The organism is Nocardia sp. NPDC052316 (genome assembly GCF_044547795.1).
Taxonomy (GTDB): domain Bacteria; phylum Actinomycetota; class Actinomycetes; order Mycobacteriales; family Mycobacteriaceae; genus Nocardia.
Genome location: NZ_JBIUBB010000002.1, coordinates 1,251,290 through 1,267,875, shown reverse-complemented (window position 1 = coordinate 1,267,875; position 16,586 = coordinate 1,251,290). Strand labels below are relative to the sequence as shown.

Below are 16,586 nucleotides of genomic sequence, written 5' to 3'. Positions count from 1 at the left end.
ACCGTCCAATTAGGAGTAGCTACCGAGTGGCTATCGTTTCTCGATCCGGGCGGGCGGCACCTGGACGGCGGGCTTGTCGCGAAAGAGCGCTTCGAGAGCGTCCAGATCGGTGGGGCCGGGGACCTTGTCGGTGCCCTCGCTGAAGACCGTGAAGCCGTCGCCGCCACCGGCGAGGAAGCTGTTGGTGGCGATTCGGTAGGTTGCGGCCGGGTTGAGCGGCTGTCCCGCGATCCGGACGCTGTCGCCGATCACCTTGCCGCCCTTGGGCGCCGAGTCGGCGTAGGCATAGGTGAGGCCGGCGAGGGAGAGCACCGCGGGCTTGCTGGTGTTGTCCCACTGCTGCTCGAGCAGGCGCAGGATTTGCTGCCCGGTGAGCGTCAGCGTGACGACCTGATTGCCGAACGGCTGGACGGTGTAGATGTCGCCGTAGGTGACCGGGCCGGCCTTCAGATCGGCGCGGACGCCGCCCGGATTCATGAACGCCGCGACGGCGCCTGCCTGGCCCGCGGTCGCCGAGAGCATCGAGTCCGCAATGACATTGCCCAGCGGCGAGGCGCCCGAGGCGTCCGATTCGCGGGGCAGCACCTCGGCGGCCGCGCCAACCACCCTGGCCGCGCGCGGGCGGGCCTGCTCGGCGTAGAAGTCGACCAGCGCGGTGGTGGCGGCGTCCGGCGTCACGTCCCGGGTGACGACTCGGTTGACCGCCGACGCCTGCACGCCCTCGGGTGCGAAACGCAGCGTGAGATCGGTGATCAGCCTGCCGAAGGAAGCCGCTTGGGTGACCACCTTGCCGTCGATCGTGCACACGTAGGACTGGTGGCTGTGCGCGGTGAACAGCGCTCGCACCATGGGGTCGACGCGTTGGGCGAGCCCGACGACGTTCGGGGTGAGGTCGGCGCATCCGTTGTAGTCGACCGGCGCGTCCTTCGCGGCACGCTGACTGCCGCCGTCGTGCATGAGCGCCACGACGGTCTCGGCGCCCGCGGCCCGCATCTCCGGCACGTACTTGTTGATCGCGTCCACCCCGTCGCCGAACCGATACCCCCGAATGCCTTCGGGGAAAACCAGATTCACGGTATCGGGGGTGACCGTGCCGACCACGCCGACCTTGTGCCCGCCGACCTGCACGATGGTCCACGGCGTCAGCGCGGGCGGCAGCTTGCCCTCGGCGTCGGTGACGTTCGCGGCGAGGTAGGGAAACTTCGCCCCGGTGAACGGTTCGCCCGGCGAACACCCGTCCGGCGCGCAGCCGCCCTGCTGAAGCCGGGCCAATTCCAGTACGCCGTCGTCGAATTCGTGATTGCCGACCGAGGAGGCGGCGACGCCGATGTTGTTCATGAACGTGATGGTCGGCTCGTCGTGGAAGAGCCCGGACACCAATGGGCTCGCCCCGATGTCGTCGCCCGCCGCGACCACCGCGCTCGCCGGGTAGGCCGCCTTCAATCGCGCCAGATGTGTCGCCAGGTAGGCGGCCCCGCCCGCGTCGTAGGTCGCGATCTTCCCGGTCGAACCGGCCGGTGGCTGCAGGTTTCCGTGCAGGTCGTTGAACCCGAACAGATGGATCTCATCGGATTTCGCCGCGGGCAGATCGTTCGTCGAGACCAAGGGGATGGCGCCGGGTGCGGTCGATGTCGTCGGCGCACTGCCTTTGTCGTCGGCGGTGCCGCATCCGGCGATCAAGACGAGGCTCACGAACCCGGAGAAGACAGCGGCAAGGCGACGGCGCGCGTTCATTCTCCGACTGTCCCATGTACGGCCGGTCGCTGCCACCGCACCCGCCTGCCCGCGCCGGTGTTCGCGCGGTGCTCTCGCTCAGTTCACCGGGTATTCCGATGGGCTGGCTAGGCACGAGGAGGAACGAGGTCCCGCTGTGCAGACGATCGGAGTGAGGTCACCATGACGAGTTCGATGACGCGACGCGATGCGATGAAGGTGTTCGGGGTGGCGGGCGGTGTGCTGGCCGCCGGTGCCGGACTACCGGTGGCCGCGGCGGCGCCGGGGGAGATTCGGGTGCTGGCGATCAACATCTGGTTGGGCGGTAGCAAGATCTCCCATGGGATAGGTCTGGTCGCCGATCTGATCATCGAGACGCAGGCCTCGATCGTGCTGCTGTCCGAGGCGAACAAGGCGACGAACGTCATCGCGGCCGCGCTGGAGAAGAAGGGCCGCAAGTTCACCGCGGTGTCCTCCGGCGACACCGGGCTGCTCTCGGAGTTCCCGGTCGAGGACAGCGCCGATCAGCGGTGGATGGTCAAGGCGCGGTTGAACATCGGCGGAAAGCGGGTGACCGCCTACGCCGCCCACCTCGAATACCGTTGGTACGCCACCTATCTCCCGCGCGGCTACGGTGCCGGCGTGCCCGCGCCGGGGGAGTACTCGGAGTTCGGCTGGAACAAACTGCCGGGCGGGCCGGTGACCGATCCGGCGGCTGTACAGCGGGTCAATGTGGCTTCGGGCCGTCCCGACGTGCTCAGCGCCTTCATCGACGATGCGAAAGCCGAAGCGGCTGCCGGGAGTTCGGTACTGCTGGGCGGTGACTTCAACGAACCGTCCGCGCTGGACTGGACACCCGCGACGGCGAACCTGTTCGATCATCACGGTGTGGTGCTGCCATGGGAGAGCACGCGGCGCCTGCAACAGGCCGGTTTCGTGGACGCCTACCGCACGACCTACCCGAACCCGGTGACCCACCCCGGCTTCACCTGGCCTGCCAGCAACCCGGACGCGCCGATCGACCAGCTCACCTGGACGCCCGAGGCCGACGAACGTGACCGGATCGATTACATCTTCGCGGGCCCCGGCTCCGCACTGACCTTGACCGGAGCCGGCATCGTCGGTCCACGCGGCTCGATCGTGCGCAACGCCCGCCGGGACGAAGACACTCAGGACAACTTCATCGCCTCACCGCCGAAGTGGGTGACCGACCACAAAGCCGTGCTGGCAACCTATCGGCTCGAGTGAGTCGCACCGCAGTGCGGCACACCGGCAGGCGCGGGGGTGCCCTGGCGCCCCGTCCTCGCTCGGTCTGCGTCTCGCGCCGCGCGGGACAGCTCGAATCACGGTGTGCCGCACTGTGTCCCGCGCGTCAGCGCAACGTGTAACCGCCATCGGGGTAGAGGGTTGACCCGGTGGTGAAGGTGTTGGTGAACAGGTAGACCACCGAGTGCGCGATTTCGTCCTCGGTCGCGGGCCGGCCGAGCAGTGTTTCGCGGCGGTATTGGTCGAATGCGGCCGCGCGCGCGTGCTCGGGCCGGTTCGACCACAGGTGCCCGTCCACCGTGCCCGGCGCGACGACATTGACCCGGACCGGCGCGAGTTCGACCGCGAGCCCACGGCCCAGCCCTTCGATGGCGGCATTGCACGCGACGTATGCGGGAGCGAGGCCTGCGGGCCGCGCCGAGGCGGCACCCGACATCAAGACCACCGATCCATCGGCGGCGAGCTTGGGCGCGGCCAACCGGATCGCGTGGTATTGGCCCCAGAACTTGGATTCGAACGGTGACGCCGCGTCCGCCGCGCTGAGCTCGCGCATCGGCCCGACCCGGTAGGAGGCCGCCGTGGTGAAGAGATGGTCGACGCGGTCGATGCCGTCGAAGAAGGTGGCGAGCGACTCGGCATCGCCGGTGTCGACGGTCTGCCACCTGGCCGCGTCGCCGAGCTCGGCTGCCGCGGCCGTCAACCGGGCGGTGGTGCGCCCGCCGAGGACGACTCGGCCGCCGGCCGCGACCACCCGGTGCGCGACCCGCAACCCGATGCCGGAGCCGCCGCCGATCAGCACAACGGTGCGCCCGCGCAGCTCCCCGGCATCGTTCGCCGCGCCGGAACCGTCGGCGGTGGTGTCGACCCTGACCTGCGACATACTGCTGCCTCCTTCGCGCACGCTGCTTACTCGACCATCGGCCGCAACCAGCCGGCGACCCGACCTATTCCCGCACCATCCGCGTCGGGTGGTGCGGGGTCAGCGCACGAACCGGGCGACGGTGGCGGCCACGTCGGCGCGAAAGGCGGCGGGGGAGAAGGTCTCGGCGTGGGCGCGGATCGCGGTCGGACCATAAGAGGCGGGATCGAACTCGACCATTGCCTCGGCCAGCTGCTCGACCACCATCGCGTCGGGCCCGTGCGGGATGTGCTCGCCGGTCACGCCGGGGACGACGGTGTCCAGCGCGCCGCCGTGGCCGATCGCGAGAATCGGTGTGCCACAGGCCATTGCCTCGACCGGGACGATGCCGAAATCCTCCACGCCGGGCATGAGCAGGGCGCGGCACCGGCGATAGGTGTCGAGCAGCACGTCGTGGGAGGTGGCGCCCAGAAAGGTTGTCTCCGGTCCGGCGAGCGTGTCGAGGTGGGCGCGGAACCGGCCGTCGCCGAGCACGACCAGGCGGCAGCCCGCTCGCTGGGCGGCGCGGATGGCTAGGTCAGGGCGCTTGTACGGGACGAGCCTGCCTGCGAACAGGAAGAAGTCCTCGCGCGCGACCGTCGGATCGGGCGTGAAGCGGTCGATCCGGACCGGCGGATAAGCGACCGTCGCGGGCAGTCCCCACCAATCGTCGACCCGTTCGGCGACGGCCCGGGAATTCGCGATGACATGCGAAAGCCTGGGCGCGGCGCGTAACTCGGCCCGGCGGGCCAGCGCACCCAGCGCCGTGAGCGCGAGCTGCCCCGCACGGCCGCCCGCCTCCTGCGCACGGAAGTCCTTGTCCCAGGCCCACCGTGCCGGGCTGTGCACGTAGGCGACGACCGGTGCGTCGGTGGCGAAGGCGGCTTGCGTGGCGAAGGCATGATGGCTGACGACGACGGCGTCGTAGCGATCCCGGAGCGGGAGACGGCGTAGGGCACGCGGAACGAACGGCAGCAACGGTGCGTGCGAGCGGCGACCCGAGGCGGCGTAGGCGCGGCTCAGCCAGGTGTCGTTGACCGTGGTGAGCGGGGCGCGGACGCCCGCGGGATCGACGATCGGCGCGAAAACCTCGGTCTCCGGCCAGGTTTCGGCCAGTGCGCCGACGACCGCCTCGGAGCCGCCGAACTCGGTGAACCGTTCGTGCACGATGGCGATGCGCGGCGGTGTCATGCGAGCTCGGCGGAGATGCGCCGCGGCGCCGCGCGGCGGCGGATGGCGGGGGCGACGGCACGGCCTTCGAGCAGACCGCCGACACCGCCCTGCTCGATCGCCTTGCGATAGACGGCCGCCGCCTCCCGGCAGGCCGCGATCGTCTCGTCGACAGCGGCGTCGGTGTGCGCGGCCGAGGTGACGAAGGACTGCCCGAGGACACCGCGGTGCAGCAGCTCCTGGAGGAACAAGGTGCGGAATTCCTGAGCAGGCCGGCCGTCCGGATCGCGGGTGACGAAGATCAGGCAGGACGGGCGGCCGAGCACCTGGAGATGGTCGGCGATGCCGAGCTCGGCGGCGACGGCGTTGACCCCGTCGGCGAGCCTGCGGCCCGCGCACTCCATGCGCTCGATGGGATCGCTGGTCCGATACTCGTGCACCACGGCGCGGAACGCGGCCAGCGCACTGGATTCCGGGCCGTGCGTGGTGGACAACAGGAAGACCCGGTCCTGATCGGTGCGCAGCCCGCCGAGCTCCATGAACTCGCGCCGGCCTGCCAGGGCCGAGAGCGGGAACCCGTTGCCCATGGCTTTACCCCAGCAGGACAGGTCGGGCCGCACGCCGTACACCGCCTGCGCGCCGCCCGCGGACCAGCGGAAGCCGGTGATCATCTCGTCGAAAACGAGCAGTGCGCCGTAGCGATCGCACAGCGCTCGAACACCGGCCAGGAAGCCGGGTTCGGGTTCGGCCAGCGCGGTGGCGGCCTCCAGGACGACCGCCGCGATCGCCCTGGACTCGAGCACGGCCGCCAGTGAAGGCAGATCGTTGTAGCGGAATCGCACGGTGCTCGCGGCGGTTTCGGCGGGGATGCCGCTGTTCATCGCGGTGGTGCCGATGAACCAGTCGTCCACCGAGAAGAACGGCTGATCGCAGACGGCGACGGCGGTCCGGCCGGTGGCGGCTCTGGCCAGCCGGACCGCGGCGGTGGTCGCGTCGGAGCCGTTCTTGGCGAACTTCACCATGTCGGCGCCCGGCACGAGGCTCAGGAAGTCTTGCGCCGCAAGCAGTTCCAGTTCGGTCGGCCGACTGAAGCTGACGCCGTCGGCGATGGCGCGGTGCACGGCGTCGAGGACGGGTTGGAAGCCGTGCCCGAGGGTGACCGAGCGCAGACCCATGCCGTACTCGACATATCGGTTGCCGTCGACGTCCCAGACGTGGCAGCCCTTGCCGCGCACCAGGATCGGCGCCATGTGCTCGGGGTACTGGTCGGGGCCCCTGGCATAAGTATGTGCGCCACCCGGGATCAGCTCGTGCAGCCGGGCTTGCAGCTCGTTGCTGCGGGTGAAGCGGCGCGGTGCCGCCGGATGGTCGGACATCGGCTCCATGGTCGGGCTCCTGGAGGGTCGGGTCGTGGTCACTGCGGGTCGGCCGGGCCCAGCGGCCGTCTGATGGACGGCGCGGGGGTCTGCGGCTGCGCGTCGGCGGCCGTGCCCATGGTGACGGCCCACAGGTCGTGGTCGCCGCGGCGGCCGGTGGCGCCGACGTAGCCGCGCATGCGCCCCTCGAGGGACATGCCGACGCGTGCGGCGATCTCGGCGGAGCGGGCGTCGTCCGGCTCGACGGCCGTCGAGACCCGGCACAGGCCGAGCGGGCCGAACGCGTGGGTGAGCAGCAGCCGGGTGGCGGCCGTCCGGATATCGTCGCCGTGCGCGGGATCGGTCCAGACGAACATGCGGGCATTGCGGTCGAACATGTCGAGATCGAACAGCCTGGCCTCGCCGGCATAGTCGCCCTTGACCTCGATCGCCAGCACGAGTCCGCGCGTGGAGCGCAAACCCGGGCGGGCATAGAGGAATTCGCGTAGCCACCGGAACCAGGTGTGCCCGCGGGCCCAGGTGCGCGCCGGTGCCGCCGCATCGGGATCGAGCACCGCACGGCTGCGCAGTCGGGCCGCGCGCCACCGACCCCAGTCGGTCACCCGCCGGTTCCGGATGACCACCTCTTGCCGCGCTGGATCGGCGAGCCGGACCCGCCGGGGTGTGCGCAATGGGTCGAGCAGATGCAGCACCCGCCCGGCGTAGTGGCGCGAGGTCGCGGCCAGCACCGTGCTTCTCGGCAACGGTGCGTCGGTCGCCTCCCCGGCCGCGGTGGGCGGCGGCGAAGTGGGGTGGGCGTCGTAGCGGTCGATCCAGTGCCGCACGAAACCGCCGGGCGGCACATCGGCCTTGGTGAGTCCCCACAACTCGTGGTCGCGGCGCGCGCCGCCGACGTCGAAGTACCTACCCATCAAGGCTTCTCGCCGGAAGCCGAGCCCGGCGGCGCCGCGCGCGGCGGCGACATTGGCCGGTGAGATCGGCGCGGTGATCCGCTGGAGGCCGAGGTGTTCGACGCCGTAGTCCATCAGCATGGCCGCCGCCATGCCGCCGATGCCGTGCCTGGCGACCTCGGCGTCGACCCAGATGCCGAGTTCGGCCGACGCGGCGGCGGCGTCGATCGAGCCGAGCTCGACCTGCCCGGCGAACCGGCCGTCGACCTCGATCACCGACGCCAGCCGCCGACCGGTCCGCGCCTCCGCTCGACTGGTCAAACACTCACGCACCCAATGGGTTCCGCAATGCCGCGCCGCCCAGTCCAGGGTCGAGCTGTACCAGAACGGCTCGATGTAGTGCCGATCCCGCAGTCGGATGCGCCGCCAGTGCGGGTAGTCCGCGATCCGCGGCGGCCGGACCACGACGCTGTTTCCGTGCAGCAGCACCGGGCCGAGCGTGATGTGCGCCAACGATCTGGGAGTTGTCGTCATGGCGGCTACTCGCGCGGTCGCGATTTGCCCAGCGACATCGTCTTCAGCACGCCCTCGGTGGAGACGGACAGCCGCCAGTATGTCCCGGTAGCGTCTTTGAGCACGATGCCGCCTTCGGCCTGCTCGGAAAGCCAGGTCCCGCTGGCCAATACGGCCGAGCGCAGCGCGCCGTCGGGCGACTGCGCCTGAAAGACGTCGGCGTCACCGCGCCCGGCCTTGGCGACGATGGTGCCGGTGAACGACGGGGCGTGCGTGCTGGTGCGGCCGAGCACGTGCCATCGCTGCGGAAACAGGGTCGGGTTGAGATCCTCGGCCGCGGTGGAGATCAGGTTCACCGCGGTCCCCTCGGGGCAGCCTGCCGGATCGATGCGCAGTTCGATGGGCGGCTGGTCCAGGTCCCGGTCGAACTGGACGTTGGCGAGATAGGGCTGGCGGCAGTAGATCAGGTCGACCGCGACGGTGCGCGCGGCGACCTTGCAGTTGGTCATGCCGAACTGTGCTGGCCCGCCGCGATCGGCCCGGCCGATGGACAGCGCGATATCGGCGCCCTCGAACCAGACGTTGGTGAGCCACCAGTCGTTGGCCGCGCCGTCGACGACGATGTGCTTGTCGGTGGTGCGCGGGTCGGCGTCGGAGACGAATTCGACGTTGGTGAGCGCCAATCCGGCGTTGTGGTCGTTGCCGGTGCCGAGCACGCCGATGAAGTTGCTGGTGAGCTTGGACGAGGTCACGTAGTTCTGGATGCAGGAGGTGACGATGCCGTAGCCGAAATTGTTGATGTCGCAGTTCAGGAACGCGGTGCCGCCGGTATTGCCCTCCAGCACCACCCCGCGTTGCTCGAGATAGCGCGGATGGTTCTCGGCGATGTGGTTGCCGCGGATCACCACCGAGTCGAACGAACAGCGGAAGCACTCCGAGAGCAGGACCGCGGTGGCCTTCGGCCCGGTCAGATAGAAGCCGAGCCGCGCGAACCGCACCCGGCTGCGCCTGCGCAGTGCGACGAGGGTGGTGTCGGTTTCGCAGACCACGATGGTGATGTCGGCGCCGTCGCCGAGAATGGTGGCGTAATCGCCGAGTTCGGGCCACGCCGTCACCCGGTAGTGGCCCGCGGGTAGGTACATCACCAGCGGAACGTCGCGCACCGCGGCCGCCGCGGCGATCGCGGCCGTGTCGTCGGCGACGCCGTCACCGACCGCGCCGAAGTCACGGACATTGCGGGCCGCGGGGGCGTCGGTGACGTGCGGGGAACGGAACTCGATGTGTGGAGTTCCCGAGGTGCTGGAGCCGGTGCTACAGGCCGCGAGCATCGGGACGGCACCCGCCGCGCCGAGCGCCGCGGCGAGCATGCTCCGTCGGCCGACCGCATCGTCGTTCATCGCCGCAGCCTCCCGCTGAGTCGCTGCAGCCGGTTGCCCGGCTTGCTGTACGCTACCGCGCCGGTGAGCTCGTTGTCGCCGAATGTGGCCAGCGCACCGCGCAATTCCGGCGCGCTGGTGTGGCCGAGCAGCACGACCGCGATGGTGTGATCGCAGAGCGGTGCCACGGCGATGGCGTCGGCGGCGTGCGCCACGGGAGCGGTCTGCACCACGACGTGGTCGTAGTCGGTGGTCAGTTTCGCGACGACGGCGGCGAACCGGTCCGAGGCGAGCAGATCGGGTGTCCGCTCATCGGCCGCGCCGAGCGGCAGCACGGTGAGCCCGGTTTCGGGCCATGCGGTCAGTGCCTCCGATATCGGCGCGGTGCCCTGCAGCACCGTCGCGAGACCGGCGCTCGGCTGCGTCGGCAGGGCGCGCGAGCCGCCGTGGCCCGAGGTGTCGGCGTCGATGAGCACCACCTTGCTGCCGGTGTCGGCGAACGACTTCGCCAGTGCCACCGCTACTTCCGGCTCGGACCGCGCGGAGAAGCTGGTCAGCAGCGTGCTTCGGCTCTCGCCTTCGCGCAGCAGTCGGGTGCGTAGCCTGCGCGTCTCGTCGGGGGCGCCGGGGCGATCCGCGTCGATGATGCCGAGGATCGGCACCGGCAGCACGGCGGCCAGGTCGTTGGAGGTGCGCAGGGTGCGGTCGGTGCGATCGCGGACGAAGGCGGCGGCGCAGCCGAGCGCGACCCCGGCGAGCAGGCCGAGCGCCAGGATGCGGGTCGACTGGGGTCCGCTCGGTCCGGCGGGCACCTCGGCGCGGTCGACCACGGTGACCCGCGCGGCCGGTGCCGCGTCGCGCTCGATGGTCTCCAGTTCGTCGACCAGGCGCCGGAATTGGGCCACCACCGAGTTGGCCAGATCGCGTGCGCCCTCGGCGGTCGAGGACTGGACGGTGAGGATGATGTTGGTCGTCGCGGGCGGCGAGAACGCCTTGATGCTGCCCTGCACCTCGCTGACCGACATCGTCAGGCCGAGATCATCGATGACGCGTTTGGCGACGGTGGCGCTGGTGGCCAGGTCCAGATACGAGCGAACTCGCTGCTGGGCGGCCAGTCCACCCTGGTAGGAGTCGTTGACCGAGGTGCCGGTCGCCATCGACACGTACATGCTGCTGGTGGCGGTGTAGGTGGTCGGGAGGGTGCTGAGGTATCCGGCCGACGCGCCGAAGCACAGCACCAGCACCGCGACGATGATGGCCCAGCGTCGGCGCGCGATATGCCAATAGTCGATCAATCCCATGGGGATTCTCTCTTTTCGGTAGTGACAGCCCCGACGACAACAGGTGCCGCGGCCGGTGCAGACGCCGCGGCGGGTGGATCGGTCTTCGTGCGCCTGCGGTACTCGCGCACGAGCAGCGAGATGAGCCAGGCGAGCACGGCGGCCTGCAGGAACTTGCCGAGGTTCTCCATGCTGCCGAGAATCCCGCGTTCGAACAGCGCGGAGGAGCCGGTCATCGCTAGCCCGAGCACCACGATCGGGAACACGCGTGAATACAGCGCCTTGGCCCAGGCCAGCAGCAGCAGGAAGGTGAATACGGCACAGATCACCACGCCCGGGTAGCCGCCGAGCACATAGCCTTCGTTGAGATTGCCCTCGGCCAGCGACACCGACACCTTGGTCATGTCGACCGACGCGCCGCGCACATCCTGTGCCCACGCGGTGCCGGACTGGAACTTGGCCGTACCGAGCAGTTGGCTGGGGACGAGACTGGCCGAGGCGTGCCGCAGCACTTCGACGGGCGTCAGCCACAGACCCGGCTGGTGGACGTAGGCGTCGGTCGCGGCCTCGAGCAGATCGAACCGCCGTAAAATGCTCAGGAAAGGTTGGACGAGCGGTGGATAGCTCGAATCGACCAGCGCTGCTTCGGCTTTCGCGTACTCGGTCTGCTTCAGCGACTGCAACCAGCCGAACCCGCCGATCCCGAGCACCGCGATGGCGCCGACCGAGATCGCCTTGGTCTTGGTCCACCCCAGGATCGCGAAGCGGATGGCGATGGCGAGCGCGGCACCGATGATCGGCGTCTTCGACTCGACGACGGCGGTCCAGGCCAGCTCACCCAGGAGCAACCCGCCGATGATGAGGGCGGTCGACTGTGGGCGGACGGGCCGAACGAAAATGATCAGCCCGAGGGCGGAGATGGTGGCCAGGATGGCGACGAAGGACAGAATCGGATTGGCGCTGCCGATCTCACCCGCGCCGCCGACCGAACCGGAGGCGACGGAGGCGGCCCGGCCGAACAGTCCGACGCCGTAGGTGGCGACCAGGGTCGGCACGAAATTCGGATCACCGGTCAGCGCGGGCAACCGGACGGGCGGATGCCGCCGCGCCCAGAACGCATAGGCGACAACGAGTCCGGCGTAAATCCACAGCCCGAAGGCGACGTGCTCGAGCACCAGCGCGATGCCGCGGTCGTAGCCGAACTGGGCCAGCCGCGGGTCCGCCACATTGTCACCGAAGTGCGGTTCGGGCTGCACCCACAGCAGCACGAGCGGGCGCGCCAGATACGACAGCGACCAGAACGCCGCCTGCGCGATGAGAAACACCCGTGCGACACCGGGAATCGCGGTGGCCGCCAGCACGATCGTGGCGAGCGCGAGCGCGATCAGCATGACCTCGGTGGTAGCCGTCATGGGCGGTCACTGACCGCATGCACGATCTCGCGGGCCCGATCGACATAGCGGTGCTTGCCCGCGACGATCCGCTGATACCCGGCCTCGGCCACCGCGGCCGCCTTGTCGGGGTGCGCGGCGCACCAGTCCAGGATGGAGCTGAGCTCGTCGGCCTCGGCGAACAGGAAGCATTCGCTGGTGTCCTGGAGTAGTTCGGCGTGCTCGTCGGTGCGTTCGCCGACGAAAAGTCCACCGGCGGCGGGCACTTCGAAGGTGCGGCAGGTGTGCGTATCGCGGTTGTCGGAGTTGAGCAGGACCAGGTTGGCGGTGACGCTCGCGACCACCTCGGAGTAGCGTTCGCCGTACACGGCGCCGCCGACTTCGGCTCCGGTGGCACGCAATTCGGGCACCCGGCGCCAGCCGGGCCCGCGCACCAGCATGCGGGAGCCGTGCGTACGGGCGAGCGCGACCAGATCGGCCCGGCGGTCCGGCCTGCACACGCCGATGAAGCCGACGAGGAACTGCCGGGTGCCGCGCCGCGCGGTCGGGTGGTGCCAGGCCGGGTCGTAGGCGCTGCGCACGAAGGTGACGGCGCGGGCGCCGCGGCCGCGCAGTTCGGCGACATTGTGGCGCTTGGTGGTGACGATGTGGTCCCAGTCGGACTCGTGCGCAAGGTATTCCGCGCTGACGTTCTCGGGGTTCGCGACGTCGTCGGGGCTGTAGTGCACGTGCAGCCGCGCGGGGACGTCCAACAGCCTGCGCTGGTCGAGGTGAATGCTCTTGAACGCGAACACCATGTCCGGCCGGAACTCGGCGGCGGCCCGGTCGATCTCGGCGTGCAACCCGGCCACGTTCCACGGCGCGCGCCCGCGGGCCAGCTTCGAATAGACCCAGGGCGGCGAGAGTCTGGTCGGCAACGTGACCCGGGTGGTGTCGATGACTACCACGTCGTGCCCGGCCTGCCGGAAGCCGTCGGCCAGTGAGTGGGCGTTGCTGCCGACCCAATCGTCGCCAAGATAGAGAATTCTCATGTCCCGCCGTCCTCCCGCATCAGCACAATCGCGGGATCCGGAGCCGGTGTTACCCGCTCACGGCGCACGAGTGTGCGGAGCCTGAGCAGATACCATGCGGCGACGGTGAATTCGACGACGACGGTGCCGTAGACCAGCGTCCAGACCGAGTGGGTGCGGAACGCGATGGCCAGTGCGGTGGCCGCCACGCAGGTGCCGAGCACCGCCCCGATCAGGACGCCGGTGGTGTCCTGGCGCACCGGGAGCACGGCGGTGGTGACGAACGAGGTGATCGCCGTCGCGGGCAGCACGAACGTCTCCACCCGGAGCAGGTCGATCGCGGCGGTGAAGTCTTCGCCGAACACCAGGTGGATCAGCATCGGCGCGGCCAGCCATACCGCGGCGGCCGCCACCGTCGCGGTGCAGACGCAGGCGAACAGCGCCTGGAACGCGTGCCGCCAGAAGTTGTCGTCGGCGCTCTTGCGCGCCATCCGGGGCAGCAGGGCGAAACCGATGGGGTCGAGGGTGGATTGGATCGCACGGACCAACCGGTCGCTCGCCGAGTAGAGCCCGAGCGACACGGCGTCGAGCACCCCCGAGTACACCGCCGCCGCACCCTGGCCGTAGGTCGTCACCAAGAGACGAGAAGTGAAAACCGGTGCGCCGGTACGCAACACGGCCTGCACGGCGCGCGGCCGCGACGGCAGCCCGAAGGTGCGCAACGAATCCCACCAGGTCAACAGCACCGTCGGAATGGACGAGACGAGCAGGCAGAGCACCGCGACCTGGGCATTGGGTAGTCGGGGGAGCACCGCGACGAGCAGGACCAGGTACCCGATGCGGCCGACGGCCTGATAAGCGGTGGAGGCGCCGAAGCGCCCCTGTCCGATGAGCAGCCAGTCTTCCGATACCGACCAGAAGCCGCCCGCGAACAGTCCGAGCAGGATCATCTCCAGCGGAACCGGCGCGTCGAGCGCGTAGCTGAGCAGCAACGCGACGCCGAGGACGCCGAGGGTAGCTGTGCGAATGGCCAGGTAGTCGCCGCGCAGCTGATTGATGTGCGCCAGCCGGTCGTCGCCGAGGCCCGCGTCGTGCACCCGCGCGGCCAGATACGAGGTGATGCCGAGATCGACCAGCAGCGAGCCGATGAAATAGGCCGACATGCCGATCGCGAGCAGGCCGAGGCCGTGCGTGCCGAGCACCCGGGCGATCAGCGGCACGGTCACGATGGTGACGACGTACTGCCCGTACTTGCCGAAGCTGACATAACCGATGTCGCGAACGATCCCGAGAAATCCGTGGCGGCGCTTGTTATTCCGTCGGTGTGCTCCCGATGGGGCTGGCGAACGGTCCGGGTCGTCCTTGGCCGCGTGTTCAGCCATGCGGGGCTCTCTCTGCTGAATAGGGGGTGCCCGCCGCGCCGTTGCGTTGTGCGATGTCGTAGAGGAAGGCGGCGACCGTGCGCGCCGTTTCGGTGATGTCGAAGTCCGTGGCGCGGGTGCGGGCCGCCGTGGCCAGCGTGGTGCGCAGTGCCGGGTCGCCGATGAGGGTGTCGAGTGCGGCGGTGAGTTGTCGTTCGTCGCCGCCGGGCACGAGCAGCCCGTCGACCCCGGCCCGGACGATCTCGGCGGGACCACCCGGCGTGCTGGCGATCACGGCGCAGCCCGCGTGCATGCCCTCCACCACCACCTGGCCGAACGGCTCGGGAAGCACCGAGCTGTGCACCAGGATGTCGGTGTCGCGCAGATATTCGGCCGGGTCGTCGACGTGGCCGGTGAAGGTCACCGGCAACGCGAGGTCGCGGGCGAGGATCTCGAGTTCGGTGCGGTAGGGCTCCTCGTCGAAGAAGGTGCCGCCGATCAGAAACACCTGGCGCGGAGGGACTTTCGTCGCGGCGACCGCGCGCAACAGCACGTCCTGGCCCTTCCACGGGGACAAGCGGCCGACCACGGCGACCACGGTGTCGGCGGGCGGACGCTGATCCGGACGGGGGAGATCGGGGCCGAGTTCGACGCCGGGATAGGCCACCAGTGCCTGCTTGCGTCCGACCGGCAGGGTGGCCAGCGTGGTGCGGCTGTTGGCGAGATAGCCCTGGCTGAACAGCCGCCCGAGCAGCCGCAGCACGAGGGTGGGCAGTCGCCCGAAGTAGTCGACGGCGAGGCGATCGTGCACCTGCCAGACCAGCGGGACGCGGGCGCGCCGCGCGGCCACCGCGCCCATCACGAGCGCCTTGCTGCTCTGTGCCACCACCACCTGCGCGCCGAGTTCCCTGACGGTCGCGCCGAGCGACCAGCCGAGCCGCAGCAGACCGGCGAACCCGGCGACGAGGCGGCGCGGGCCGGAACCGATGGTCATCGCCCGGCTGTCGAATCGGCCACGCAGCACCCGGGTTTCGATCCCGCGTGCGCGCATCCGTTCGACCATCGGGCCGTCCTCTGTGTAGACCATGGCGACGCCGAGCCGCCCCTGGTCGCGTAGGGCCGACACCAGCCGCAGCGTCGCGAGCTCGGCGCCGGAGGGCGCCGCGGTGTGAGCCACGAACAGTGCCGTGGTCATTGCTTGATTGCCCGGTACATCGCGAGATGCCGCTCGGCTGTGACATCCCAGGAGAAGGTCTGCGCGTGCGCCCGGCACTGTGCGGGTGTCGGTACGGTGCCGTGCAACCCGGCGACGAGGCGGGCCCCGAGCGCGTCGGCGTCACCGGCGGGGACGATGAGCGACGGATCGAGCCCGCGCACCGAATCAGGTAGTCCGCCACAGTCGGTGACGATCGGCGCGCGCCCGGCCGCCAGCGATTCGAGCGCGATCAGGCCGAAGCCTTCCAGTGCGGTGGTGGGCACGACGGTCAGCTGCGCCTGTTCGTAGAGTTCGGTGAGTCGCTGATCGTCGACGTGTCCGGCAAACTCGACCGCGTCACCGAGTGGTGTTGCGGCGGCGCGTAGTTCGGCCTCGGCCGTGCCGGTGCCGACGATCACCAGGCGCGCCGCCGGATGCTCGGCGAGCACACCGGGCCAGGCGCGCAGCAGGGTGTCTATTCCCATCCGGCGTTCGAGCCTGCGCACACACAGCACGGTCCGGGTCGGCGTCTCGGGGCGGAGCGGGGAGGCGTGGAAGCGGGCCACATCGACGCCGGGCGGGATGACCGCGATACGGTCCAGGGAAACCCGGTAGTCGGTATGTAGTACCTCACGAAAGTGGTTGGACAGCACCACGAATCGGTCCGCGCCGAGGTAGCGGAGGCGTTCTATCAGATACTTCGCGCGGGCCGCCGCCGCGCTCTGCCCGGTGAGCCGGCTCTCGGCCGCCCACGGCCCGTGGAAATGGACGACCAGCGGCAGCCGTCCGCGCCGGGTGACGGCGGCCGGGCCGTAGAGGCAGAAGTGCCGGTCCAGCACCGTGCCGGGGTGCAGGCGGTCGCGGTCGAGGAAGGCGGTGCGGGCCCTGCGCACCGTGGAACCGCCCAGCCCGCCCCATGATCGGGCACCGGGCGCGGGCGCGCCGAAGGCCGCGGCGGACACCTGCGCGCCGGGTTGCCCGGCGAGCGCGTGGTACAGCTCGGTGAAGTACCGATTGAGCCCACCCGGCGCGGACGCGAACCACTCGGATCCCGTCATATGCACCCGGACGGTCTCGGTACTTCCCGTCACCCATGCCCCCTACTGGCGGTGATGGCGGACGAGTCGCTGTCGGTGAACCCGTCTCT

The 16,586-nt window shown here is 70.0% G+C and carries 13 protein-coding genes; 1 reads left to right on the top strand and 12 read right to left on the bottom strand.

What is annotated here, in order from left to right:
- Positions 1–30: 30 nt before the first annotated feature.
- Complete coding sequence (locus tag ACIHA7_RS12565; RefSeq protein WP_397288610.1) at positions 31–1,734, bottom strand: bifunctional metallophosphatase/5'-nucleotidase; 1,704 nt, start codon at positions 1,732–1,734, stop codon at positions 31–33.
- A gap of 174 nt (positions 1,735–1,908) precedes the next feature.
- Between ACIHA7_RS12565 and ACIHA7_RS12560 the strand changes: the two genes are divergently transcribed.
- Complete coding sequence (locus ACIHA7_RS12560) at positions 1,909–2,961, top strand: endonuclease/exonuclease/phosphatase family protein (protein WP_397288607.1); 1,053 nt, start codon at positions 1,909–1,911, stop codon at positions 2,959–2,961.
- Between the two features lie 124 nt (positions 2,962–3,085).
- Here the strand turns inward: ACIHA7_RS12560 and ACIHA7_RS12555 are convergent, their stop codons facing one another.
- The 11 genes from ACIHA7_RS12555 to ACIHA7_RS12505 all read right to left on the bottom strand — a co-directional run bounded on the left by ACIHA7_RS12555 (position 3,086) and on the right by ACIHA7_RS12505 (position 16,497).
- Positions 3,086–3,859 (bottom strand): SDR family oxidoreductase, encoded by a 774-nt coding sequence (locus tag ACIHA7_RS12555; RefSeq protein ID WP_397288605.1) that lies wholly within the window; start codon positions 3,857–3,859, stop codon positions 3,086–3,088.
- A 99-nt stretch (positions 3,860–3,958) separates the two neighbouring features.
- Complete coding sequence (locus ACIHA7_RS12550; RefSeq protein WP_397288603.1) at positions 3,959–5,068, bottom strand: glycosyltransferase; 1,110 nt, start codon at positions 5,066–5,068, stop codon at positions 3,959–3,961.
- Positions 5,065–6,432, bottom strand: coding sequence for a glutamate-1-semialdehyde 2,1-aminomutase (locus ACIHA7_RS12545; protein WP_397288601.1), 1,368 nt, complete (start codon positions 6,430–6,432; stop codon positions 5,065–5,067). The genes ACIHA7_RS12550 and ACIHA7_RS12545 overlap by 4 nt, the downstream gene beginning before the upstream one ends.
- 29 nt (positions 6,433–6,461) lie before the next feature.
- Positions 6,462–7,847 (bottom strand): GNAT family N-acetyltransferase, encoded by a 1,386-nt coding sequence (locus tag ACIHA7_RS12540; protein ID WP_397288599.1) that lies wholly within the window; start codon positions 7,845–7,847, stop codon positions 6,462–6,464.
- A 5-nt stretch (positions 7,848–7,852) separates the two neighbouring features.
- A complete protein-coding gene (locus tag ACIHA7_RS12535) occupies positions 7,853–9,223 on the bottom strand; it encodes a glycosyl hydrolase family 28-related protein (RefSeq protein ID WP_397288597.1) in 1,371 nt (456 codons plus the stop codon).
- Positions 9,220–10,503, bottom strand: a complete 1,284-nt coding sequence (locus tag ACIHA7_RS12530) for a GNVR domain-containing protein (RefSeq protein WP_397288595.1) — start codon at positions 10,501–10,503, stop codon at positions 9,220–9,222. Before ACIHA7_RS12530 ends, ACIHA7_RS12535 begins: the two co-directional genes overlap by 4 nt.
- Positions 10,494–11,894, bottom strand: coding sequence for a hypothetical protein (locus ACIHA7_RS12525; protein ID WP_397288593.1), 1,401 nt, complete (start codon positions 11,892–11,894; stop codon positions 10,494–10,496). The genes ACIHA7_RS12530 and ACIHA7_RS12525 overlap by 10 nt, the downstream gene beginning before the upstream one ends.
- Positions 11,891–12,904 (bottom strand): glycosyltransferase, encoded by a 1,014-nt coding sequence (locus ACIHA7_RS12520; RefSeq protein WP_397288591.1) that lies wholly within the window; start codon positions 12,902–12,904, stop codon positions 11,891–11,893. The genes ACIHA7_RS12525 and ACIHA7_RS12520 overlap by 4 nt, the downstream gene beginning before the upstream one ends.
- Complete coding sequence (locus ACIHA7_RS12515) at positions 12,901–14,265, bottom strand: lipopolysaccharide biosynthesis protein (RefSeq protein WP_397288589.1); 1,365 nt, start codon at positions 14,263–14,265, stop codon at positions 12,901–12,903. The genes ACIHA7_RS12520 and ACIHA7_RS12515 overlap by 4 nt, the downstream gene beginning before the upstream one ends.
- On the bottom strand, positions 14,258–15,439 hold the full coding sequence (locus ACIHA7_RS12510) for a glycosyltransferase family 4 protein (RefSeq protein ID WP_397288587.1): 1,182 nt from the start codon (positions 15,437–15,439) through the stop codon (positions 14,258–14,260). Before ACIHA7_RS12510 ends, ACIHA7_RS12515 begins: the two co-directional genes overlap by 8 nt.
- The gene (locus ACIHA7_RS12505; protein ID WP_397288751.1) at positions 15,436–16,497 is read right to left on the bottom strand and encodes a glycosyltransferase family 4 protein; all 1,062 of its coding nucleotides are present in this window, start codon (positions 16,495–16,497) and stop codon (positions 15,436–15,438) included. The genes ACIHA7_RS12510 and ACIHA7_RS12505 overlap by 4 nt, the downstream gene beginning before the upstream one ends.
- Between the last annotated feature and the right edge of the window lie 89 nt (positions 16,498–16,586).